Genomic DNA, 19602 nt, shown 5'->3' with positions numbered 1-19602 from the left:
TTCTTGTATAAACGCTTGTCCTGAAAAAAAAGTAGAATAATAAATTCAGCGAATGCTTAAAGTGGAGGAAGCTGCCAATCTATTTCTTCCTGGCCAATCGACCGCAGTAATTCATTCGTTTTCGAAAATGGCCTGCTGCCAAAAAAACCTTTCCTCGCCGAAAAAGGGCTCGGATGCGGCGACATGATGATCGAGTGCTTCGAGGTATCTATTAAATTCAGTTTGCTTTGGGCCGGCTTTCCCCAAAGAATAAATACAACAGGCTTATCCCTTTCATTCAAAAGGGTAATGACTTTATCGGTAAATTGCTCCCAGCCTTTGCCGCGGTGGGAATTTGCTTCCCCTTTACGCACTGTCAGCACTGTGTTCAGCAAGAGAACTCCCTGTTCAGCCCACTTTAACAAATAGCCATGGTCTGGCGATTCAAACCCGAGGTCATCACACAGTTCCTTAAAAATATTCTTCAGTGATGGGGGCGGATTAATTCCGGGTTTTACAGAAAAACTTAATCCGTGGGCCTGTCCAGGACCATGGTATGGATCCTGGCCGAGTATGACTACTTTTACTTCATCGTACCCCGTCAGCATAAGGGAATTGAATATATCCTTGTATTCCGGAAAGACAGTTTTTGTCCGATATTCCTCTATTAAAAACTCTCTCAGCCTTTGAAAATAGTCCTTTTGATATTCCTCGCCAAGAAGAATTGACCAGCTCGGCGGCAATGTATTTTCTAGCATAGAATCCCTCCTTTCCCCCACTATTCCCTTTTTTCTATGATTCTATCATCCTTTCAGCCCGAAACGGAAATCTGCCGGGGATTTCCGAAACTTTCATGTTTAGCTGCCACAGGAGAGGTTATATAAAAACTGTGTGAATCATTACAAAGGAGGAATTATACTATGGTTAAAGTAGAGGTTGTCGAGAACGGAGTCCAGGCTAAAGATAAACTAGCATTACTGGCTACCGAGGGATACACAAAAGATGAAGTCTATCTGTTCGCCCATGATAAGGATCGCGAAGATGACCTGGCGGATGCGCTCGGAGCCGGTGATGTAGGCCTCAAGGAACAAGGATTGATTGACTCGGTCGCAAATGTATTCAAAAAACGCGGCGACGAATTGCGCTCCCAGTTCGAGTCTTTGGGACTTACGGCAGATGAGGCAGAACGCTATGAAAAAGTGTTGGATGAAGGGCGCCTTGTCCTTGTTGCTTCTAAAAAGTAAACGAAATCCCCGGAAACGACATTTCCGGGGATTTCTGATTGTCAACAAAAGGCAGCGAGAGGTTACCCCTCGCTGCCTTTTGTAATTAATATGGAAATTACGAAGGTTAAAAGTTCTTCCCCACAAAAGTGGTTTTTGCGAATGTGTTGATTTGCTCTACGGGCACACGCTTTCCGCGGGGCGTCAGTGGAGCCTCCTCGGCTTGCGCCTGTGGGGTCTCCACCTTGCCGCTACATCCCGCCGGAGTCGGTACCCTCCGCTCCAATCAACATAAAGTTAGGCATATTAATCATAAACCAGCACTTATGGTGAAGAACCAGGTTAAATTAAACTAAAAACTTTTTTCCAATTGTTCACATTCATTGGATTGATTTTTAGTCATCACCGGGCACCTCATAAATATAGTGTTCTTTATAAAAAGGGAATTTCATTTGATTGGAATGGAGGGTGGCGACTCCTCGAAAATGCTATCGCATTTCCTTCGTGCAAAGCTTATTCGGGGAAGCTGTATGTCCTGCGGGAATAGCAGGATAGTCGAGACCCTGGACTGAGCGTAGCGAGGGAAGCGGCTCGGCCCCGCCCGCGGAAAGCGTCCACCCGGAATGGAAATCTAGAGACGCATTGTCATTTCAATTTATATTTGAAATTAAAAAAGACTGTAGGCAAACCCGAAACTCTTCGAGTTTGTCTACACGGGTATTTTTCTTCTATACCGGACTGGTTTACCCCATTATCCTCTGATAAACCGATTTAGCATGGGTTAAATCCTTCGTTCCATGTATAAGGGCACGTCCATCGTTAAAAATGACCATTCGCTCTTCACCAAGTTCAACTGAGATGAGGTATGGATTGCCTTTGACTGCATAGCCGAGGGATCCAAGCTGCGCTGCTAGCTTCTCAAGCGAAACCTCGCCCTGTACGGATGGCCGGATTTGCACAGTATCCCGTCCGCAAAGCACTGTTGTTTTTGTCCTGTTTTCATGATCGAGATACGGATAAGAAGGATGTTCGCCGCATGACAAGCAGCCCTCGTACTTTGCCTTGGACATCCTCATCGATGTATATTCATTCCGCCACAAATCAAAGCTGACGAAGGTTGACCTGACTGCATCCCAATCCTCAACAAGGATTTTGAGCGCTTCAGCGGTTTGATGGGAAATAACCATCTGGGCGGCCGGGGCAATGATTCCGCCTGTATCACAGGTCAGTCCTTGAAGCGGAATCGTCCTCAGCAGGCAATTCAGGCACGGAGTCACTCCAGGCAGAATGGTAAAGACCATCCCATGGCTGCCAACACAGGCGCCGTATATCCACGGAATCCTGTATTTTTGTGAAACATCGTTGATGGCCATCCTCGTCTCAAAATTGTCGGTCGCATCTATAATCAAATCGATTCCTTTCGCCAGCCTCTCCAGCACTTCGGGGGTGGCGTCACCGATAATCGCTTCTATTTCAACATCCGAGTTGATCGCATGAAGTTTTTTTTCTGCGGCTGCAGCCTTAGGGAGCTTTTCGGCCACATCTTCCTCAGTATACAACTGCTGGCGCTGGAGGTTGCTCGCCTCCACGTAATCTCGGTCAATGATTGTCAGCCTGCCAATCCCAGCCCTTGTGAGGATTTCCGCGTTCCCCGATCCAAGCGCTCCGGCGCCGACCAGCAAAACATGCTTTGCGCGAATTTTTTCCTGGCCTTCCCTGCCAATCCCGGGAAAAAGTATTTGCCTTGAATACCGTTCTGCCATACTTCAATTTCCCCTCTCCTGGGCACTGGATAGTGGATTTCCCATATAGAAAAGACAGGGCTTCCTTTCTACGGAAGCCCAGCGGGTTTATCTATCCTGCCTGTTTTCAGCCCCCGCTTACCGGAGGAATGAAGGCGATCACGTCACCCTCATTAATTGTTTCTTCATTCGATGAAAACTCCTCATTGATTGCTGTCATCACCGTATCCATTTTGGGTAAATCAAATTTTTTGCCAAGTTCAGCCTTTAGCTCGGCGACCGTCTTGCCCGCGGCTTCGACAGTGATCGAGTCAACTCCGGCGGCATCCCGCAAATGAGCAAAAAACATTACTTTATTCATTCAAATCACCGTCCTCAGGCTTCCCTGTTGGGTAAGAAACCGTTTCAAGCTGATTGCCGACCCACTCATCGCCATCCTCCCAATGCTCTTTTTTCCAAATTGGGACGATTTCCTTAATCCGCTCGATAGCATAGCGATTCGCCTCGTAAGCGTCTGCGCGGTGGGGCGTTGAAACAGCAATGACCACGGCAATATCGGTGATATCCAGCCTACCCACCCGGTGGCTAATGGCCGCCTTGGATCCAGGCCAGCGCTCCTCGATTTCCCGGCCGATTTGCTCAAGCTTTTTCACAGCCATTGCCTCGTATGCTTCATAAATCAAAAACAACGTCTTTTTGCCATGGGTCAGCTCCCGGACTGTTCCAATGAATGTAGTAATCGCCCCAGCCTCTCGCTGGACGACCTTGTCGATCACGGACTGGATATCAATTGGTTCCTTTGAGATTTCAAACATGCTCCTACCTCCAAACAAATACTGAAGCGCTCCAAAGCTTTATGAGGCAGCCCTTTTATCAGCCAATTTTAGGGGCCGTGCCTGCAACGACTTCATAGCCGCCAATTTTTTCAACACTGTGCCTGAACTCATCGGACTGGATAACCGAAACAAGCAGCCTGCCTTTCTCACTTTCAAAAAATTCCTTTGTCATAACCAAATCATACTCTTCATCGGCTACAGGAACAAACGATAGCCCCATTGCCCTTGCAGCCGGGAAAATGCCCAAGCCGACTGACTCTGGATTTCCCTTCACTTCGGCTGCGACACTGAGATGCGAGAACATTTCCCTGCTGTAGCCTGTTATGTTTTCAGGAGTAAGCCCGGCTTCCTTTAAAAGCAGGTCAAACAAAATCCTCGTCCCGGCTCCTCTCTGGCGGTTTACGAAGTGTGCAGGCCTGGCAGCGATATCCTCCACCGTTTTAACGCCCAGCGGGTTCCCTTCCTGAACGAGCCAGCCCTGTTTTCGTTTTAGGAAGGGATAAAGGACAATATCCATGCCATCAAGCAGCTTTTTTACATAGGAAAGGTTATACTCTTTTGTCTCAGGGTCAAGCAAGTGAACTCCCGCAACATGGGCCTCACCTTTGCGGATTGCCATCAGCCCGGCCATGCTGCCGACATGGGAGGAAATAATTTTCATCTCATTGCGCTTCCGCTTTATAAGGGAAGACAAAAGGTCGATTGTCAAATCATGGCTGCCACTGACAACAATGCTGTTTTCCACCTCTTCAAGCGGCTTGAAAAGCTCAACCTCCGCCGAGTCCCCCTGTTCATACCCAAGTATGTCGGAAGGCACAATAAGCAGGCCATCAGCCCGTACATAGGACATGGTCACGCCTGCCGCCCTTGTCAGCGGATTGGCTACGTATTGCCCGTTCACATAGCCGATATTCATTCTGATGAAGTCTTCCTGGCCCATAGTTGAGACAATCCGTCTTCCAAGTTTCACCTGGACAGACTGCCGTTTAGGCTCAGGGATTTGCAAATACTTGCAAATCAAAGGCCTTACAAACCATTCGAGGGCAAGATAGGCGGAGACAGGGTAACCCGGCACTCCGACAACCGGCTTGCCGTTTATTTTCCCCAAAATGACAGGCTTTCCTGGCCTTGCGGCGACCCCGTGGGTAAACACGGTGCCGATTTCACCGATAATATGGACCGTAAAGTCTTTGGACCCCGCTGATGAGCCTGCGTTAATGACGATGATGTCCGCTGTTTCGGAGGTGTCGAGAAGTGCTTCCTTTATTTTTTCGGGTTCATCCTTCACAATTCCGGTCAAACGGGGCTCGCCGCCCCATTCCTTGACGAAATTGGCAAAGACAGTACCGTTGAATTCAATTATTTTACCCTGAACAGGCTCGTCGGTTACGTCGATTAATTCATTGCCTGTCGGGATGATAGCGACAACTGGTTTTTTTACCGCTTCAAATTCTGTAATCCTTGCCGCAAGAAGCGAGCCCAAATCAGCGGGCCGCAATTTGTGGCCCTGCGGGAATATCATTTCCTCCTGGACGATGTCCTCGCCAATGGGGCGGATATGCTGCCAGGGGGTTGCGGGTTCAATGATTTCAAGTGTCTGATCATCGACCACGTTCACATTTTCAATCATGATGACCGCGTTATACCGGGCGGGAATCGCATTGCCCGTATCGACATAAACAAACTGTTCTCCATACGTAAGCTTTAACGGATTTGTTTCATGCGCACTGTACGTATCCGCCGCATTAACGGCAATTCCGTCCATTGCGGAGGCATGGTAATGGGGCATGGAAGTCGACGCAAAAACCGGTTCGGCTGTTATCCTGCCAAGGCCATCATCCACCTTGACCCATTCCTTCTGCGGCGGAAGATCAAAAGCCGCAAGCAATTCTTCCCTTGCCTGAGCCCTTGGCTTATCCTCGAGATAAATTTTTCGTTTATACCGCTTCTGCTCCATATGCCGTTCCTCCTACTTTGTTGCAATGACCGGGACGTATTCGCCCTGGGTGATGCCCTCTTTTTCAGAAACTATTTCCACAATCCCGCCGCTTTTCACAAGTGTCGTAATTAAGCCCGATTTGCCAATGATGGGATCCGCCCACCATTCACCATCCCTTTCGAACAGCCTGACCCTAATATAATCGGAACGGCCGGGTGCCGATGGAATGTTTTTCGTAATCCTTGCAAAAATCCGCTCAGGCCGGTGCTCCAATCTTTCTCCTTGAAGCTTTTTTAAAATCCGCTCCCCGAACAGCCGGAAAATAATCATGGCCGATGCCGGGTGTCCCGGCAACCCAATAACCGGCTTGCCTCCTGCTGTTGCAAGGATGGTCGGCTTGCCTGGCTTTACCGAAATTCCGTGGACATAAACCCCTGGTTCTCCAAGAGATTGGATGACCTCCGTCGTGTAATCCTTCGCGCCGACAGAACTCCCTCCGGATAGGATCAGGCAGTCTACCTGTTCAAAAAGCGCACTGGCCCTTTGGCGGAATTTCTCGTAATCATCCGGGACAATTCCCCCATAAATGACATCTATTCCCCACTCCCCTGCAAGGCCGGCTATTGTTACATAATTTATATCACGAATTTCGCCTATTTTTAACTTTGGCGTATTGAATGGGACAATCTCATCTCCGGAGGATAGATACCCAGCCCTTAGCCTTGGGTATACGCTAACATGGGTAATGCCAAGCGAAGCCAGGGCGCCTATTTCCTGTGGCCTTAACCGTGTCCCCTCCTTTAGCAAAAGCTCACCCTCACGGATATCCTCGCCTGCCCGGATGATATTCTCCCCGGGCGCCACCTGCCTATATGTATTGAGAAGGCCGGCAATTTCCTCGCAATGCTCGATCATAATCACGCTATTGCTGCCAGGGGGGATCATTCCCCCTGTCGGAACATAGATTGCTTCCCCAAAGCCAACCGGGACGCTGGCGGCCTCACCCATCCTAACCTCCCCGGTTACAGTTAAAAAGCCCGGCATTGATTCCGATGAACCAAATGTGTCCTCCGCCCTAACGGCATAGCCGTCAACGGTCGACCGGTCAAAACCGGGAACATTCTCCCGTGCCGTCACATCTTCGGCCAGGATACACCCTCTGGCATCTTCTATCGCCAGACGCTCAGAACCGCCGATCTTCCCTACCTTTTCATCAATCAACGCAAAGGTTTCCTCAACTGTTTTGACTTTGAAAAATTGCATATGCCAAACCCTCTCTTTCAGTTCCCCCTGCTTACCTCGAAGCTTCTTCCCCGGCCTGTTTGACGGCCTGTTCGTATTCCTCCGGCAGGTTCATATTAAAAAATATCCGGTCCAGCGGGCCATTTGAATAAATTTCAAGGTCCTGCTCCGATAAATAGAGTACATCCAGTTTTTCAAGCAAATGCCTCAGGCGCAGGCTGCCCTTTTCAATGCACGCCTCGGTTTCTTCAAGTAGCCTTCTTTGATACACGGCAAAGAGGGGATGCTCCCTGCCCTTTATGGCTGGAACGACTGCATCATGATGCCCGAGCCTTTTCACCATACTTTCCGCCAGTTCCGCAGAAACGAACGGCATATCACAGGCGACGACAAGATTTGCGTCAAAACTTGAAGCCTTCAGCCCGGCATGGATGCCTGCCAAAGGCCCTTTACCAGGATATTCGTCCGTGACTGTCGTAACATTTAGAAAGCGATAAGCTTCAGGTTCATTTGTAACGAGAATAACCTCATCAAATAGTTTGAGGAGCTCGTCTCTTATTCTTTCAATATTCGTTTTTTCATTTATTTTCAAAAGGGCCTTATTGGTCCCCATCCTGCTAGATTTCCCACCTGATAATAGGATTGCCGAAGCTTTCATAGAAACACCTACTTTTTGGTCCGGTCTCCGGCCCTCTTAGTTATCCATTTCCCCGCTTCCGCCGCTATGGTACCCGTTTTCCTGGGCAACAAAATCGAGATGGAGCGTTGTCAGGTCAAGCATGGCAGCGGAAGGCTTATTGATAAACTGCCGGGTATCGATAACTTTCACATAACCGTGGCATTTTTCGCATACCTGTATTTGGGATGCGGCATCGCCTTCAACCGTAACAAATTTTATCGTTTCATGATCATCATTTCCGCAATGGGAGCAGGTAATCCGCTTGTCGTGCCAATGGGCAAAGCAACGCGGACAGTATAATTCTTTTTTGCCTTCCCCTTCAAGCTGAGCTAGCCTGGCCGGTTCCCCGCATGCAGGGCACCCCGATCCATGGATGCCGGCATGGATTTCCGGCTGGGCTTTTTCGGCGGCCAGCTGCAAGTAAGGGCGAAGGGCGGTTTCAGCCAGGAAGTGGGGAATCCACTCCTCCACCCCATGCTCCTCCGCGAATCCTTGGAAATAAATATGGTTAAATGCAAGCGCCTCATCAATCCAGCGCCGCGCCGTGTTTTCGTCTATTATCGTGGTAATGAAAGCCAGCTTCTCTTCCATCTTATCATTATTCTTCACCAACAACCCTTTAATTTCCTCTATCCACTGTAAAAATAGTGGAATATTAAAATCAAAAATTGAAAGCGCCGTCACCGGCACCCCTGCCGACATTGCCGCTTTGTCCAATTTAATCGATACTGCCTGGCTGCCCAGGCTTTCTTTCCATTTTCCTTGCAAACCAATGATTTCTTTGTGCAAATTCTGATATTCTTTCGAGACGACGGATGTTTTCAACCCGGTTGCACCTCTTTTCATTTTTTTAGCAGGAATGGCTGTCCATATAGACAGCCATTCCCCATTTCATTCCTATTTACGCCAAAGGTTGGCACCATTTCCGGCACCAGGCGGGGTACACCCTCTTAGGCTCCTTTGTGTTTCCTTTTATCCAATTTTTTCGGTTTATCCAGTTTATCCAGATCAGGGAAGTTTCCTTTTTTGACTTCTTCCTCGTACCATTCAGTATAGTGGTCCTTGGCCCACCTAGCTGGCACTTCTCCGGTTATGACGCCTGTGTAGCCGGGGCGTGAATTCTTATGCACCACGCTAAGATATACGTGGCCGACAACAACTGCGATGGCAAGGCCAAAGCCGACATTGTGGAAGAAATACCCCCATTGGACGATCATCTTCGGGAACAGGTGTGGAAACCACATTGGAAATCCGGAACCAATGATCATGAACGCCGTAACAATCTGAATGATTGAGTTGATTTTCTCGCCGGCATTGAAGAATGTTTGCTTTACATGCTTAGACTTAAAGCCAAACAGCTCTTTTACGAATTCAGTGAAGAATTGGAGATCTCTCTTTTTCCAGGTAATGAGTTCCTTCATCCACCGCACAAAGCCTTTAGGGTCGAAAATCAGCCAAATGAATGTCGGTGAAATGAACGTTACGGCAAAAATCCTGTGCAGCAGCCGCGCATTTTCTGGTCCTCCGAGTACTGGATAAAGCCAGTTAAAAAACTCTGTGTACATTGGAAGAGCCGTAATGTACAGGGCTAAGAAGGAAATGGCATTAATAGCATGGGCCCAGACAAACGCCTTCGAGAACCGCCTTACCTTAATTTCAGGATTATGCTGCTTACTCATTGCCTCCACCTCCATCTTCGTCATGCCCATTGCCATCTTTGTTAAACAGCTTGTTAGATATAAATGCGCCAACAACTGCCATAGTTGTTGCGCCAATCATCATTTTACCGATCGGCTGGGCATAATCCTTCCACAATACTGCAGAGGTTGGAACCTTCGGATTTTCCGGAAGCCCATAGACGGAAGGCTTTTCCGCAAGCACATAGATGGTGTGCGTTCCGCCGACGCCCTGCGGATTGTATACCATGGCATTCGGATATTTTTCTTTAATTTCTTGTACGCGCTTTTCAGCCTTCTGGATCATTTCATCCTTGCCGCCGAACTCCATCGCCCCTGTATGGCAGGTAGTGACACAGGCTGGCTGCATGCCCTCCTCGAGTCGGTCCGTACACATCGTACATTTATTCGCTTTCTTGTATTCCTTACCGTTTTTATCCTTGTATTCCTTTAAAGAAATGACATCGAACGGGCAATTTTGGACGCAGTATCCGCAGCCTACACACTTGTCATGGTTAATAACAACCGTTCCAAATTCTGTGTAGGAGATGGCATCCTCCGGGCATACCTTTTCGCATGCGGCATCCTTGCAATGGAAACAAGCGGAATGGCGGAAAAGATAGTCCAGATTGCCTTTTGAATTTTCATGTTCCACAAATTGGAGGACGTTCCAGGTATCAGCTGTTACTTTCAAATGGGACTGGGCGCTGCCAAGGAAATCCTGCGGCTCGGCAGGAAGGTCATTCCAGTTTTTGCAGGCAACCATGCAGGCCCGGCAGCCATCACACTTGGTAACGTCAACATATTTTACATATTCCGGCATTAGCCCTTCCTCCTTACGTCGCAAAGGAATGCTTTATACTCTGGGATTGTCGTGTTTGCGTCACCGATATGCGGTGTCAGACGGTTTGCAGAATCCCCTGTAGCAAGTCCCTTGAAACCAAAATGCCAAGGCATGCCGATCTGGTGGACCTTTTTGCCTTTAATTGTGTGAGGCTTAAATCGCTTTGTAACCATTGCATAGGCCTCAATTTCACCACGGGCCGATGTAACGATAACCTTATCCTTATTCTTGATGCCTTTTTCCTTGGCCAATTCTTCACTGATTTCAATGTACATATGGCCGACCAGCTCAGACAGCCATTCCTGGTTGCGGGTCATCGAACCGGATTGCCAATGTTCGCTCACACGGTAGGTTGTCGCGACAATCGGGAAGTCCTTCTTTGTACCCTTGAGATTGAAATCACCCTCGAAAATTTGGATGGCTGGATTTATTTCCTGGCTTGAAAATACGTTGGATGATGGGCTTTCAAACGGCTCGTAATGTTCAGGGAACGGTCCGTCATTCAAAGTTGGCGCGAATATCCCCGCCACTCCGTCCTTCATCATGATAAACGGATTTTGTCCGCCTGGTTCAGTTGGAGAAACAACTGGCTTGAAGTCTGGAACATCGTTTCCGACCCATTTTGCCTGGAGGGCATCCCAATGGATGACTTCTTTATCCTTGCTCCACGGCTTGCCGCTTGGGTCCGCAGATGCGCGGTTATACAGAATCCGGCGGTTTGCCGGCCATGCATAGGACCAGTTCAGGAAGTTCGGGCCTCCCTCTTTAGCATCACGGTTTTTCGACCTGTTCTTGCCTTCCTCCGGATAAAATCCGCAGTAAATCCAGTTTCCGCTGCAGGTCGAGCCATCGTCCTTCAAGTCGCCGAAGATAGCGACTTGTTTGCCTGTCGCAGTATCATAGCCATTGATTTCCCTACAGACAAGGTCAATGTCCGGATGGTGGTCGTCGCCATAGTTCCAGTACAGCGCATTGATTGTTTTCGCTGCAGGCGTCGACTCGTTTTTATACATATTTTTCAGCTTTATTGCCAGCGTATTGATAATTTCAAGGTCAGCTTTAGCTTCTCCCCTGGAATCGATTGCTTTCCAACGGTATTGCATCCAGCGGGAGCTGTTTGATACCGAACCTTCTTTTTCAAAAGAAGCGGATGCCGGCAGCAGGAATACCTCGGTCGCGATTTTGTTTGGATCCGAACCTGCTTCCTTCTTCCAAAATGCGGACGATTCTGTTTCCCATAGGTCAACTGCCACAAGCCATTTCAGATTGCTGAGTGCTTCTTTCTCTTTTCCTGCATTCGGTCCCCCGACAACAGGGTTTGTTCCAAAGAAGAACGCGCCATCAAGCTCTCCTTTATACATCGCACTGAACAAGTTGATATGCGAATAGTTTTTATTTCCTTTTGGAAGGTACTGATAGCCGAATTCATTGTCTTTTGTTGCATTTGGCCCGTACCACGCCTTCAGCATGCTGACGAGGAATTTCGGTTTGTTGCTCCAATAGCCTGTCTTTGGTGTTTCCTTCTCGTTGTATCCGGCAAGAGTGGCATGTTCCGGAACCGTCGCTTTTGGCACTCCGACATATCCTGGGAGGTCGCCGTAAAGAAGCGCAAAGTCGGTTGATCCCTGGACATTCGACTCGCCGCGCATTGCCGCAAGGCCGCTGCCCGGAAGCCCGACGTTGCCCAAAAGCAGCTGAAGCATGGCCATCGCCCGTACGTTTTGTGAACCAACCGTATGCTGGGTGATTCCCATCGCATACATAATGACGCCTGACTTGCCGACCTTTCCAGTTGAACAGAATGCTTCCGCGACTTTCAGGAAATCTTCCTTAGGAGTCCCTGTCACTTCCGAAACAGTGTCGTAATCGTAGCGGGCATAATGTTTCTTCATCATTTGGTAGACAGAGCGCGGATGTTCGAGTGTCAAGTCTTTGACCGGCTTCCCTTCCTCATCCGTCTCAAACGCCCATTTTGTCTTGTCATACGAGCGTTTAGCCTCATCGTATCCGCTAAACAGCCCATCATTGAAGTCATAGCTGTCTTTTAAAATAAACGAAGCATTTGTATATTTAGCAACATACTCTTTGTGGGTATAGCCCTTTTCCATCGCATAATTGATCATACCCGCAAGGAAAGCAATATCCGTCCCGGAACGAAGCGGCGCATAGATATCAGCAAGCGCTGAAGATCTCGTAAAACGCGGATCGACGGAAACGATTTTTGCTCCCTTTTCCCTTGCTTTTGTCAGCCACCTGAATGAAATTGGGTGGTTCTCGGCAGGATTCGCTCCCATGATCAAAGCACAATCAGTATATTGCAGATCATTCCAATGGTTAGTCATTGCTCCACGACCAAATGTAGGTGCCAGACCGGCAACCGTAGAACTATGTCATATTCGTGCCTGGTGTTCGAGATAAACGACGCCAAGCCCTCTCATCATTTTCGAGAGCAAATAACACTCTTCATTATCAAGAGCCGCTCCGCCCATGCTGGCAATGCGCTCTGTTTTATTAACGATCATTCCGTTCTCTTGTTCCACAAATGAAGCATCACGTGTTTCCTTGACGCGTTTGGTAATGGTGTCGTACATCCATTCCCAGTCTTTTTCTTCCCATGTATCGCTGCCCGGTGCGCGGTATAACGGTTTTGTCATACGCTTCTCAGAAGTATAAAGCTGTCGTAAAGTTGTTCCTTTCGAGCAAAGCTTTCCTTCATTGATCGGGTTGTCGGGATCCCCCTCCGTGTACACGACAGTGTTGTCTTTTGTATGGACAAGGATTCCGCATCCTACGCCGCAATAGCAGCAAATGGTTGGTGTTACTTTTGCCTTAGCAATTTTAAGTTCTTTCGTTTTCGCATAGGCCGTTTTTTCATCAAAGCCCAGCTCGACGATGGCCAATGTGGCCGCGGTGGCGCCTGACAGTTTTAAAAACTGCCGGCGGTTCAGGTTGATTTCAACCATTTCTGTGTCTCCTTCCCTTAATTAACCTAGAGCATCCCTTTTTCCCTTAATCAGAGCCAACTGATGAATCGGCTTTCGCTTAAGCCTCCTTTCAATTAACTTCTGCAGCGGCAGTCTCCCTGAGGTCGCTGTGGACCCTCCCTGCCGAGGTATAAATGACGGCCATTTTCCCCCGTAAATAGCCTACAACCTCTATATTTAAATATTTGGCTAACTGGACTGCCTGCTTGGTTGCCGCAGTCCTTGAACCGATGATGGCGAAGCCAAATTTTGCTGCCTTTGAGAGCATTTCGTATGAAACCCTTCCTGTTGTCAGGAGAATCAGCTTATCCGGGCTGAGGCGGTTCCTGATTGCATGGCCAATTATCTTGTCCACCGCATTGTGGCGGCCGATGTCTTCGCGGACGGTCATCCGGCCCTCATCATCAATGATGCAGGCGCCATGCATGCCTCCAGTTTCCAAATAGAGTGTCGAGACTTGAGCGAATTCCGCCCGTTTTTTAAGAAGGTAGCTTAACGGACATTTCTGTTTGGAACGGATTTTTTCAAACTGCTTGACATCCGTCATCGAAAAGAACGTAACCCCCCTCCCACATCCGGCGGTGTAGTGCTTTTTCTTGGAGAACATTTTCTCTCCATCAAAAGAATGAATAAGCGTTACCTGAAGTGTTCCAGTCCCTTCATGGTATATAACTTCCTCTATGTCATCACCGGATTCAATCATCCCTTCGGAAAAGAGATATCCGTAGACCCAATCCTCCAAATCGGATTTCGTCAGCTGGAAAACGGCAATTTCATAGCCATTGACCGAAAGATTAATAGGATATTCATCGGGACAGCTTTTCCTGTTCATTGCCTTTCCTCCCTTGCATATTACTGGCAAATAACTTCCACCATTTCCATTGTAGGAATAGGACTCTATACAAGCAGTGAGGAAAATCACTTTGCCTAATTTGGCCTCCTAATAGCCAAAAACGTTGATGTAAATGGGAAAAATGCAGTTACTTATAAAATTTAAAGGAAAATCAGATAATTTGGAGGCTAAGTTATGACAGTTCGATTGCATCTTTGTGTCTTTTGTTTGTAAAATTTGTGAACCCCCAAGGTAACCATGGTGAGAATAGGAATAATTAGCTGAATTTTATTGAGAGCGGTTTCACTTATTGCCAACCTAAATACCTTCCTCCCCTTTTATTTAGAGTAAAGGGCGGGGGCGTCTTTTGCAGTAATAATTGTCACGGCAGCCCCTAAAGTCATAAAACCGTAACATCCTTCGCAACCCGAAAAGACGCGCTTCACGATTTCTTTACAAATATGCATTATACTGAGTACAATGAGGAAGGAAATATACTGTAAGAATATTGGGTTAACTAAAGAGTGGACCATCCATAATCAATCCCTTTATAAGGAGGAAACAGCATGTCGATCAAAAAAGTAATGACAATTGCCGGTTCAGATACAAGCGGGGGCGCGGGCATCCAGGCCGACCTGAAAACATTCCAAGAGCTCGGTGTTTACGGGATGACCGCATTGACGACAATTGTCACGATGAAGCCGGAGGGCTGGCACCACCAGGTCCACCCGCTACCAGTCGAAACATTGAAAACCCAATTGGAAACCATCCTTTCAGTAGGGATTGACGCCATGAAAACAGGTATGCTCGGTACTGTGGAAATCATTGAGCTTGCTGCGAAAGTGATTGATGAAAACAAGCTTGGCAAGGTTGTCATCGACCCTGTCATGGTCTGCAAAGGGGAGGATGAAGTCTTAAATCCGGAAACAACCGATGCAATGCGCGAATTGCTTGTTCCGCGTGCAACAGTCATCACCCCGAATCTATTTGAGGCCGGCCAGCTTGCGAAAACAGGGCCAATCCGCAACATGGACCAAATGAAACAGGCAGCAGCCATTATCCATGAACAGGGTGCCAAATATGTCGTCATCAAAGGCGGAAGAAAATTCGAGCATGAAGGCAAAGCGGTAGACCTACTGTTCGACGGGAAAAACTATAAGTTGTACGAATCAGAAAAAATGGAAACAACCTATACACACGGGGCAGGCTGCACATATTCGTCAGCCATCGCCGCTGGCCTTGGGAAAGGGCAGGATGTCGAACAAGCAATTGATACTGCAAAGGCGTTCATTACGGAAGCCATCAAACACGGTTTCAAACTCAACGAGTATGTAGGGCCGACCTGGCAAGGTGAATACAGGAACCTTACTAAATAGGGAATGCGTTAATGGGCCGGTTTTCCTTCCGGCCCTTTTTGTTTTCTGGGACACATAACCAAGTGCAATGCTTTCGCTTTTCTATCCAGTTTTTAGTATGATAAAAGGATTAAAAGACACTAGCGGATAAAGCAGAGCCATCTGCCGCGAAGGGGGATTTGTATGGAACCAGTCATCATGGCCGAAATCCAGACCGCAATAGACAGGTTTTGCGGGAAGGAGGTCTATATCCATTTGGAAACAACGAATGGAGCGTATGCCTCCCATTTTGACCAGTCATTCTTTTCATCGGGGGCCTATATCCGGAACGCCAAAGTCACATATGAACTCGGCAAAATTACGGGCACCGGCCCATATCGAGTCGGGTTGAAAATACCCCTTGGCTGGGTGTATGCGGAAGGGATTACGCATTATGAGGTGGATGAAAAAGGGCGCCTATTGATGGCGGGGCATGATTACAGCGGGAAACTTGCAGTGGCCCTTCAAATAAGCCCAACACCTTTTGAATAGGACTTGATTTGAAACTATAATTCTAAAGGAGATTTGAATATGGAAAAGGAACGCCATGTGCTCGTAGTCTTTCCACATCCGGATGATGAAGCATTTGGAGTATCGGGGACAATCGCCACCCACACAAAAAACGGCACCCCCGTCACCTATGCCTGCCTGACACTTGGTGAAATGGGCAGGAATATGGGGAATCCTCCTTTTGCAACGAGGGAATCGCTTCCGGCAATCCGCAGGGAAGAGCTTCTGGATGCAGCCAGGGTGCTTGGCATCAGAGATTTGCGCATGCTCGGCTACAGAGATAAAACAATCGAATTTGAGGATGATGGAAAGCTTGCGGCCAAGATTGCTTCAATTATTGAAGAGGTCAATCCTTCATTGGTCATCACATTCTATCCGGGCTACTCTGTCCATCCTGACCATGAAGCAACTGGCAGAGCAGTTGTCAGGGCAGTCAGTGGCATCGCTCCCGGAAAAAGGCCGAAGCTCCACTGTGTCGCATTCGCCAAAAACTGCGTCGAAGAACTTGGGGAAGCGGACATTGTCCACGATATCACTCCGGTTGCCGCGGTTAAGCTTCAAGCAATAAAAGCTCACCGCTCCCAGACGCAACTAATGGTGAAGGATATGGAAGAGAAACTGAAGAACCAGGATCCGCAAACAATGGTCTGGGTCAATGTTGAACGGTTCTGGACTTATAAATTTTAAACTCAATTTAGCGGAATACGACTTTTCCGACGAGTTATTAAACTTTGATTTAACGATAATTCAAAAAGCACCCGGGCGGTTTGCCACCGGGTGCTTTTCGAGGAGATTGGGGGTTTGTAGTGGAACGGGTTTTATAGGGTCTGCGTCAGCACCGTTTCATCTTGTCAACTTACCCAAAACGGTCTTGAGAAGCCCTGTCAGGACCGTTTCAACTCGTCAACTTACCCAAACGGTCTTGAGAAGCCCTGTCAAGACCGTTTCAACTCGTCAACTTACCCAAACGGTCTTGAGAAGCCCTGTCAAGACCGTTTCAACTCATCAACTTACCTAAAACGGTCTTGAGAAGCCCTGTCAAGACCGTTTCAACTCGTCAACTTACCCAAAACGGTCTTGAGAAGCCCTGTCAAGACCGTTTCAACTCGTCAACTTACCCAAAACGGTCTTGAGAAGCCCTGTCAGGACCGTTTCAACTCGTAAACTTACTCAAAACGGTCTTGAGAAACCCTGTCAAGACCGATTCAAATCCATCGACCACCACAATCGGTCTTTAGACCGTTTATAATAAAAATTTTACTTTATGGGACGCTAAAAAGGGCCAAAGCGTGCTAACCTTTCTACACTGTAACAGTTCCCTCCATTACGTCCTTCAAATACTTCATCTGGTTGCCGTCTTCTCGTTTCAGCATGTTGACAATGAACCGCTTTGTTAGAGCCATGACAATGCCTCTTGTTTTAATTTCAGCTTTAAAATGAGCATTGGTTCCTTCTTCTATTTCATTAAAGGTATACCGGTAGGTCGATTGAAGCCCGTTTAGATTGCTTCGGTACGAAAACAATTTATTTTCTTCATATTCCAGAATTTCGAGTTCGTTTTTTGTTTCCCTGCCGCGAATCATGCGTGTTTCGACAACCTTATCGCCAGGCTTTAAAGGGCCGGGGCCTGGCTTTTCAATTTTGACAATGTTTGGCATGATTTCCGGCATATAGTCCATGCTGCTGACAAACTGGAATACCTCGCTGACCGGTTTATGGATGATGACACTCGATTGAAAGCCTGCCACTTCTTTCCACCTCACTAATATACTTTTCCTTTTTTCCTTTATATATTGTATCCCTACTAATTCGTAACACGCAATGCATGAATAGCTCCAAACATTTTGTCGAAATATTTTTAGATTAATGAGTGATTACTCACTTTTATTCTTAAAATGAATCACATATAATATAATTAACAAATGAGTGATTACTCACTCCAAATAAGAAAGGTGGATTGCTATGGAAAACAGCTCCATCGTCTCAATTAAAAACGTTTCAAAGTATTTTGGAAAACAGCAGGTCTTGGACAATATTAATCTCGATATTTACCCAGGTGAAATCTTCGGCCTGCTCGGTCCCTCCGGTGCGGGGAAGACAACAATCGTCCGGCAGCTGATTGGCCTTGAACTGCCGACGGAAGGGGAGAACTGGCTGTTCAACGAAAAAATGCCATCCCTTAAGCTAGTTGAAAAAGCGGGGTATATGTCCCAGGCAGATGCCCTCTATCAGGAACTGTCCGCAAAAGATAATCTTGAATTTTTCGGTGCTCTCTTTGGATTGAAAGGAAAAAGGCTAAAGGCAAGAATCGGGGAAGTCATGGAGATCGTCCAGTTAAGCGGCGACCTGAACAAGCTTGTGGCGAACTATTCGGGGGGGATGAAGCGGCGCCTATCCCTCGCGGCAGCATTGCTCCATGAACCCGAACTGCTAATCCTCGATGAGCCTACAGTGGGGATTGACCCTGTTTTGCGGAAAAGTATCTGGGAGCGGTTCTATGAGCTGAAGGAAAAGGGCACTGCCATCATTGTCACAACCCACGTGATGGACGAGGCCGAGAAATGCGACAGGCTCGGCATGATCCGCGATGGGAAGCTTATTGCCGCCGGAACGCCGGAAAAACTCAAGAAAGACACAGGTTCTGAAACAATCGAGCAGGCATTCCTTGTTTATGGGGGTGCGGTATAATGCGTATCAAGGCACTCGTCATCCGGATTTTAAGGCAGTTTTTACGCGACAAACGGACGATGGCACTGATGATTCTTGCCCCCATCCTTATTCTGACAATGCTGAATCTCGTCTTTAACGGCAGGGATTATATACCGAAAGTAGGGCTAGTAGATTTTCCAGAGCAGCTAAAGGAACAAATGGATCTTGATGATGCTAAAATTAAAAACTACAGTTCCAGCGAGTCAGCAGAAAAAGCATTGAAAAATGGCAATCTGGATGGATACCTGGCCATCAAAGGGCAAAGTCCCGAAATTATGCTTGAAGGCAGCGATCCAACCGCAAACCGCGCATTCATGCTCTGGGTCCAAAAGGCATTCAAACCGGTCCTTCCCAATGCAATTACTCAGGAACTAGATGTCGATTATTTGCACGGCTCGGACACGATGAGCCAATTTGATTACTTCGGCCCGGTTCTACTTGCTTATTTCGCGTTTTTCTTTGTGTTTTTAATCGCGGGGGTATCCTTCCTGCGCGAACGCACGAGCGGAACGCTTGAAAGGTTATTGGCAAGCCCGCTGCGACGTTGGGAAATTGTCGCTGGATATGTACTCGGTTTCGGGATTTTCACCACCATCCAGGCAACGATCATCGCCTGGTATGGAATTTATATTCTTGATATGCTGATGGAAGGGTCATTCCTGCTCGTCCTTTTGACCATTCTTCTCCTTTCCTTTACAGCATTGACGCTCGGCATTCTATTGTCGGCCTTTGCGAATAATGAAATGCAGATCATCCAATTCATTCCGCTGGTCATCGTGCCGCAGGTTTTCTTCTCGGGCTTGTTCAACCTGGAAACGATGTCCGAGTGGCTCAGCTGGATCGGCCCGCTGACACCTCTTTATTATGCCGCCGATGCGATGCGGGACCTGATGGTTAGGGGATATGGATTTAATGAAATTTATCCGGACTTGCTTCTATTGTTCGGGTTATCCATCATTTTCATGATTTTGAATATCGCTGCTTTAAAAAAACACAGGAAGATGTAGCTTTGC

Annotated in this window: 19 protein-coding genes; 6 read left to right on the top strand and 13 right to left on the bottom strand. The window is 47.6% G+C overall.

Annotated elements, in window-relative coordinates; all coding sequences use genetic code 11:
- Positions 1 to 56: 56 nt before the first annotated feature.
- Entirely contained in the window at positions 57 to 737 is a 681-nt protein-coding gene (locus AR337_RS09555) for a uracil-DNA glycosylase (RefSeq protein ID WP_059171790.1), read from the bottom strand.
- Between the two features lie 162 nt (positions 738 to 899).
- Here AR337_RS09555 and AR337_RS09550 point away from each other — a divergent pair, with 162 nt between their 5' ends.
- The gene (locus tag AR337_RS09550) at positions 900 to 1223 is read left to right on the top strand and encodes a general stress protein (protein ID WP_059171789.1); all 324 of its coding nucleotides are present in this window, start codon (positions 900 to 902) and stop codon (positions 1221 to 1223) included.
- 722 nt (positions 1224 to 1945) lie between these two features.
- Here the strand turns inward: AR337_RS09550 and AR337_RS09545 are convergent.
- The 11 genes from AR337_RS09545 to fdhD all read right to left on the bottom strand — a co-directional run bounded on the left by AR337_RS09545 (position 1946) and on the right by fdhD (position 13976).
- Positions 1946 to 2965 carry a thiazole biosynthesis adenylyltransferase ThiF gene (locus AR337_RS09545; protein WP_059171788.1) on the bottom strand — a complete coding sequence of 340 codons (1020 nt, stop codon included), beginning with the start codon at positions 2963 to 2965 and terminating at the stop codon, positions 1946 to 1948.
- A gap of 106 nt (positions 2966 to 3071) precedes the next feature.
- Positions 3072 to 3305, bottom strand: coding sequence for a molybdopterin converting factor subunit 1 (moaD, locus tag AR337_RS09540; protein ID WP_059171787.1), 234 nt, complete (start codon positions 3303 to 3305; stop codon positions 3072 to 3074).
- Positions 3298 to 3759 carry a molybdenum cofactor biosynthesis protein MoaE gene (locus tag AR337_RS09535; RefSeq protein WP_059171786.1) on the bottom strand — a complete coding sequence of 154 codons (462 nt, stop codon included), beginning with the start codon at positions 3757 to 3759 and terminating at the stop codon, positions 3298 to 3300. Before AR337_RS09535 ends, moaD begins: the two co-directional genes overlap by 8 nt.
- A 58-nt stretch (positions 3760 to 3817) precedes the next feature.
- A complete protein-coding gene (locus AR337_RS09530; protein WP_059171785.1) occupies positions 3818 to 5737 on the bottom strand; it encodes a molybdopterin biosynthesis protein in 1920 nt (639 codons plus the stop codon).
- 12 nt (positions 5738 to 5749) lie between these two features.
- The gene (glp, locus tag AR337_RS09525; RefSeq protein WP_059171784.1) at positions 5750 to 6982 is read right to left on the bottom strand and encodes a gephyrin-like molybdotransferase Glp; all 1233 of its coding nucleotides are present in this window, start codon (positions 6980 to 6982) and stop codon (positions 5750 to 5752) included.
- A 31-nt stretch (positions 6983 to 7013) separates the two neighbouring features.
- Complete coding sequence (locus AR337_RS09520) at positions 7014 to 7619, bottom strand: molybdenum cofactor guanylyltransferase (RefSeq protein ID WP_059171783.1); 606 nt, start codon at positions 7617 to 7619, stop codon at positions 7014 to 7016.
- Between the two features lie 36 nt (positions 7620 to 7655).
- Complete coding sequence (locus tag AR337_RS09515; RefSeq protein ID WP_156424356.1) at positions 7656 to 8465, bottom strand: formate dehydrogenase accessory protein FdhE; 810 nt, start codon at positions 8463 to 8465, stop codon at positions 7656 to 7658.
- 125 nt (positions 8466 to 8590) lie between these two features.
- Positions 8591 to 9319 carry a formate dehydrogenase subunit gamma gene (locus AR337_RS09510; protein ID WP_059171781.1) on the bottom strand — a complete coding sequence of 243 codons (729 nt, stop codon included), beginning with the start codon at positions 9317 to 9319 and terminating at the stop codon, positions 8591 to 8593.
- A complete protein-coding gene (locus AR337_RS09505) occupies positions 9312 to 10139 on the bottom strand; it encodes a 4Fe-4S dicluster domain-containing protein (protein ID WP_059171780.1) in 828 nt (275 codons plus the stop codon). The genes AR337_RS09510 and AR337_RS09505 overlap by 8 nt, the downstream gene beginning before the upstream one ends.
- Entirely contained in the window at positions 10139 to 13114 is a 2976-nt protein-coding gene (gene fdnG / locus AR337_RS09500; RefSeq protein WP_156424380.1) for a formate dehydrogenase-N subunit alpha, read from the bottom strand. The genes AR337_RS09505 and fdnG overlap by 1 nt, the downstream gene beginning before the upstream one ends.
- Positions 13115 to 13214: 100 nt before the next feature.
- Positions 13215 to 13976, bottom strand: a complete 762-nt coding sequence (gene fdhD, locus AR337_RS09490) for a formate dehydrogenase accessory sulfurtransferase FdhD (RefSeq protein ID WP_059171777.1) — start codon at positions 13974 to 13976, stop codon at positions 13215 to 13217.
- Positions 13977 to 14542: 566 nt separating this feature from the next.
- On the opposite strand from fdhD, the gene pdxK reads away from it, so the two are divergent.
- From pdxK to bshB2, 3 genes are all read left to right on the top strand, one after another.
- The gene (pdxK, locus tag AR337_RS09485) at positions 14543 to 15352 is read left to right on the top strand and encodes a pyridoxine/pyridoxal/pyridoxamine kinase (RefSeq protein WP_059171776.1); all 810 of its coding nucleotides are present in this window, start codon (positions 14543 to 14545) and stop codon (positions 15350 to 15352) included.
- 162 nt (positions 15353 to 15514) lie between these two features.
- Positions 15515 to 15862: a YojF family protein gene (locus AR337_RS09480; protein WP_059171775.1), complete on the top strand. Its 348-nt coding sequence runs from the start codon at positions 15515 to 15517 to the stop codon at positions 15860 to 15862.
- Positions 15863 to 15901: 39 nt separating this feature from the next.
- A complete protein-coding gene (gene bshB2, locus AR337_RS09475) occupies positions 15902 to 16567 on the top strand; it encodes a bacillithiol biosynthesis deacetylase BshB2 (protein WP_059171774.1) in 666 nt (221 codons plus the stop codon).
- 614 nt (positions 16568 to 17181) lie between these two features.
- Here bshB2 and AR337_RS09470 read toward each other — a convergent pair.
- Positions 17182 to 17628 (bottom strand): SRPBCC family protein, encoded by a 447-nt coding sequence (locus tag AR337_RS09470; protein WP_059171773.1) that lies wholly within the window; start codon positions 17626 to 17628, stop codon positions 17182 to 17184.
- Positions 17629 to 17842: 214 nt separating this feature from the next.
- Between AR337_RS09470 and AR337_RS09465 the strand changes: the two genes are divergently transcribed.
- Both AR337_RS09465 and AR337_RS09460 read left to right on the top strand, forming a co-directional pair.
- On the top strand, positions 17843 to 18568 hold the full coding sequence (locus tag AR337_RS09465) for an ABC transporter ATP-binding protein (RefSeq protein WP_059171772.1): 726 nt from the start codon (positions 17843 to 17845) through the stop codon (positions 18566 to 18568).
- Positions 18568 to 19596, top strand: coding sequence for an ABC transporter permease (locus tag AR337_RS09460; RefSeq protein WP_059171771.1), 1029 nt, complete (start codon positions 18568 to 18570; stop codon positions 19594 to 19596). The genes AR337_RS09465 and AR337_RS09460 overlap by 1 nt, the downstream gene beginning before the upstream one ends.
- Positions 19597 to 19602 lie beyond the last annotated feature (6 nt).

Source organism: Bacillus sp. FJAT-27445, assembly GCF_001510665.1.
Lineage (GTDB): Bacteria > Bacillota > Bacilli > Bacillales > Cytobacillaceae > Bacillus_D.
This window is presented reverse-complemented; position numbering and strand designations above follow the sequence as displayed.